The 1099-nt window shown below is 49.8% G+C and carries 1 pseudogene; it reads left to right on the forward strand.

From position 1 onward, the window contains the following. Positions 1 to 62 precede the first annotated feature (62 nt). Positions 63 to 1099, forward strand: a pseudogene (locus HX773_RS10980) (IS3 family transposase); the annotation flags it as partial.

Raw genomic sequence — 1099 nt, forward strand, 5'->3', positions numbered from 1 at the left:
ACTGAATTTGGCCACCTGAATAGAGGTGATATCATTACCTCATAGTCAAAACAGGTGACATTATGACCGGACGTAACAGACGCAATTTTAGCCCCGAATTTCGCCTCGAAGCTGCCCAGCTTGTACTCGATCAGCACTACACCGTTGCCGCCGCTGCCACTGCGATGAATGTCGGCAAATCCACGATGGACAAATGGGTTCGACAACTGAAAGAAGAGCGAGCGGGAAAATCACCCATAGCTTCACCCATGACACCTGAGCAGATTGAGATACGTGAGTTGAAGAAAAGACTTCAACGCGTTGAAATGGAAAGGGATATATTAAAAAAGGCTACCGCGCTCTTGATGTCAGACTCCCTGAACAGTTCTCATTAGTTGAGAAACTCAGGGCGCGGTTTCCTGTTGCCGTTGTGTGCAACGTGTTTGGGGTTCATCGCAGCAGTTATAAATACTGGCGGCAGCCCAGGAAGCCTGACGCCACGAGAGTGGCATTACTGAGCCTTGTGCGTGAAGTTTATCGCGAAAGTAACGGCTCAGCAGGAGCGCGAAGCATTGCCGCGATGGTCACCACCAAAGGTATAAAACTGAGCCGCTGGCGGGCAACAAAGCTGATGAAAGCACTCAATATTATCAGCTGTCAGCAACCTGGCCATCGTTATAAGAAGGCGTCTAAGGAGCACATTGAGATCCCTAATTATCTGGATCGCCAGTTTGCTGTTACCGAGCCTAATCAGGCCTGGTGCGGTGATGTGACTTATATCTGGACGGGAAAACGCTGGGCTTATCTGGCTGTTGTACTCGATTTGTTTTCCCGTAAACCGGTTGGCTGGGCTATGTCATTTTTCCCGGATTCTGCACTGACAGCTAAAGCGCTGTCCATGGCCTGGGAAGCGCGAGGAAAGCCGGCTAATTTACTGTATCACTCGGACCAAGGCAGCCACTATACCAGCAGGAATTTCAGGCAGTTACTGTGGAGATATCAGATAAAGCAAAGCCTGAGTCGCCGGGGAAATTGCTGGGATAACAGCCCAATGGAACGGTTCTTCAGAAGCCTGAAAACAGAGTGGGTACCGGATAATGGCTACGCGAATTTTAGCGAA

The sequence above is a fragment of the Pantoea sp. B9002 genome, from assembly GCF_013385945.1.
GTDB lineage: Bacteria > Pseudomonadota > Gammaproteobacteria > Enterobacterales > Enterobacteriaceae > Pantoea.